3 protein-coding genes and 1 pseudogene are annotated in these 2,966 nt (G+C 69.1%); all 4 read left to right on the forward strand.

Annotation, left to right across the window (positions count from 1 at the left end; translation table 11 throughout):
* Positions 1 to 265 (forward strand): annotated as a pseudogene (locus HUV06_RS15550) (hypothetical protein); the annotation flags it as partial.
* A 241-nt stretch (positions 266 to 506) separates the two neighbouring features.
* Positions 507 to 1,403 (forward strand): UDP-3-O-acyl-N-acetylglucosamine deacetylase, encoded by an 897-nt coding sequence (gene lpxC, locus HUV06_RS15555; RefSeq protein ID WP_254601188.1) that lies wholly within the window; start codon positions 507 to 509, stop codon positions 1,401 to 1,403.
* A 128-nt stretch (positions 1,404 to 1,531) separates the two neighbouring features.
* Complete coding sequence (locus tag HUV06_RS15560; RefSeq protein WP_174302151.1) at positions 1,532 to 2,371, forward strand: outer membrane protein assembly factor BamD; 840 nt, start codon at positions 1,532 to 1,534, stop codon at positions 2,369 to 2,371.
* A gap of 53 nt (positions 2,372 to 2,424) precedes the next feature.
* The coding region (locus HUV06_RS15565) for an AAA family ATPase (protein WP_174302152.1) at positions 2,425 to 2,966 on the forward strand (542 nt) is incomplete at its 3' end.

Consider the following 2,966-nt stretch of genomic DNA (forward strand, 5'->3'; position numbering starts at 1 on the left):
CAGCGCGCCTCAGGCGCTGGGCTACGCCGCCCAGCGGCCGCCCGAGCCGACGCGCAAGGGCGGCTGGCTCAGCCTGTTCGGCGGCCGTCCGCGCCAGGACTACGCCGCCCCAACCGCCCCGTCGGCGCCCCAGTCCCCCCCGCCCGCTCCAGCGCGTGCGGTCGGGGGTGGTGGCGCGCAGCCGGCTCTGCAGCCATCGCCCGAGCCGCACGACGCCACCGAGGACCTGGACATCCCGTCTTTCCTGCGCCGCTTGGCGAACTGATGAAGAACCGGCTCAAGACAGCCGCGTCGTCTTCATATCTTCGTAACGACTGTAAAACCTCTGCCGAAAGGTAGGGGTTTTCTGTGTCTCTAACATTGCAAGCCACGACCTTACTTTCGCCATGGCTGATGAAGTAACAGTCCGAAACAGAACTTGTCTTTTGGCCTTGCAGCAGAGGCCTTAAGCCAGCCAGGGGTGCAGGAGCGGCTCGCTGGCCGCGATCGCCACAGGATTCAACGCGTTGACCACAGCCTCGCTGCTCCAGCACACCTTGTCGGGTCCCGCGGTCTGCGCGGGCGTGGGCGTGCACAGCGGCCAGCGGGTGCGCCTGGCTGTACGTCCGGCTGCGGCGAACGCCGGCGTGGTGTTCGTGCGCACCGACGTGTCCGATCGTGACAACCGCATCCCGGTCAGCGCCCAGGCGGTGACCTGCACCCAGCTCAACACCAAGATATCCAACACGTCGGGCGTTAGTGTCTCCACCATTGAACACCTGATGGCCGCGCTGTCCGCCCTGGACGTCGACAACGTGATCGTCGAGGTGGATGGGCCCGAGGTACCTATCATGGACGGGTCGGCCCTGCCGTTCGTCCAATTGCTGGACCGCGCCGGCCGCCGCACCCAGGCGAGTCCCCGCCGCTACATCGAGGTCCTGGGCGCGGTCGAAGTCGCCGACGGCGCCAAGCGGGCCGCCCTGCTGCCTTGCAACCGCTTCGAGGTGGCGTTCAAGATTGCGTTCCCGTCCGCCGTCATCGGCCGCCAGGCCGTGGACCTGCCCGTCACCGAGCGCAGCTTCCGCGACCAGCTGGCGGGCGCACGCACCTTCGGCTTTGTCAATGAGGTGGAGGCGCTCCGCCGCCTGGGCCTGGCCCGGGGCGCTTCGCTCCACAACGCCATCGCGCTGGATGGTGACGTGATGTTGAACGCCGAGCCCCTGCGCTTCCGTGACGAATTCGCGCGCCACAAGGCCCTGGACGCCATCGGCGACCTCTATGTCATGGGCGCGCCCGTCATCGGCCGCTTCGAGACCCGCTACGGCGGCCACGCCCTGAACAACGTGCTGGTCCGAGCCCTTATGGCCGACCCCGCCGCCTGGCGTGTACGCACCCTGGCGCCGGAGCTGGCCGAGGCGGTCTGAGGCGCGAGGGTGCGGCCCCCCGCGCCATTGGCGCGGCATGGGTGCATACGTTAGAACGCTCCTCAGCGTGGGGTCATCAGCCGAAGCGGCGCTCGCGGCTTCATAAGGACGTGCTCAAGGTGTCTCGTATGCATAAGGGCCGCACGCCGGTCCTGCTCGCCGCCGTGGCCATGCTCGGGCTCGCCGGCTGCGCTCATGGCCGCGCCAACAAGCTCGCCAAGGCCGACAACGCCTACCAGGAACGCCCGGTGGAGCTGCTCTACGCCACCGGCGCCGAGCGGATGGACGAGCACCAGTGGTCCGCCGCCAGCAGCTATTTCGACGAGGTCGAGCGCCAGCACCCCTATTCGGAATGGGCGCGCCGGGCGGTGCTGATGGAGGCCTTCGCCCATTATGAGGCCAACCAGTACGACGACGCCATCGCCGCCGCCGATCGCTTCATCTCGCTCTATCCCGGCAGCCCGAACGCGTCCTACGCCTACTACCTAAAGGCCCAATGCTATTTCGAACAGATCGTCGACGTACAGCGGGACCAAGCCTACACCCAACAGGCCCAGACCGCCTTCCGCGAGGTGCAGAAGCGCTATCCCACCACGCAGTATGCCGTCGACGCGCGGCTGAAGCAGGACATGATCCTGGACCAGCTGGCCGGCAAGGAGATGTCGATCGGCCGCTGGTACCTGCGCCAGGGTCTGCCGCTTTCCAGCATCGACCGCTTCAAGGTGGTGGTGGACAAGTACCAGACCACCAGCCACACGCCCGAAGCGCTGTACCGCCTGGTCGAGGCGAACCTGACGCTGGGCCTGCGCGACGAGGCCACCAAGGACGGGGCGGTGCTGGGCTACAACTTCCCGGGCGACCCCTGGTATTCCCGCGCGTACTCCCTTCTGACGTCCAAGGGTCTTCGCCCATCGGCGCCGCCCAAGCCCAAGGCGAACGGCGCGCTGAGCCGTATCGGGCGGGGCTGACGCCGCACTCCCCATGACCGACTGCGCCCGGGCGCATCCATGCTAGTCGGCCCATGTTAGTCGGCCTGGGCATCCGCGACGTGGTGCTGATCGAGGCGCTGGACCTGGAACCCGGGGCCGGCCTCACGGCCCTGACCGGCGAGACGGGAGCGGGCAAGTCCATCGTGCTTGATGCGCTGGGTCTCGCCACCGGCGCGCGCGCCGATGCGGGGCTGGTGCGGCGGGGGGCGGTCCAGGCGGGCGTCACCGCGACCTTCGCCCTCCCCGCCGCTCACCCTGCATGGGCCGCGCTTTCCGGGCGGGGCCTGGAGGCCGATCCCTCGGAGGACCTAGTGCTGCGCCGCACCCTCAGCCTCGACGGCCGCTCGCGGGCCTTCGTCAACGACCAGGCGATTAGCGCCGGCGTGCTGCGCGAACTCGGCGCTCTGCTGCTGGAAGTGCACGGCCAGCATGATGCGGTGGGCCTCCTCGACCCGCGCACCCACCGCGCCCTGCTGGACAGCTATGCCGGCTGTGCGGGGCCGCTGGCCGCGTGCCGGGGCGCCTGGACGGCCTGGCGCGAGGCGGAGACGCACGCCGCCGAGCTCCACGCCCT

This window comes from Caulobacter sp. S45, from assembly GCF_903642205.1.
Lineage (GTDB): Bacteria > Pseudomonadota > Alphaproteobacteria > Caulobacterales > Caulobacteraceae > CAHJWH01.

Coding starts and splice junctions, on each gene's coding strand:
- HUV06_RS15560 (WP_174302151.1), top strand. CDS start 1,532: ATGCATAAGGGCCGCACGCCGGTCCTGCTCGCCGCCGTGGCCATGCTC.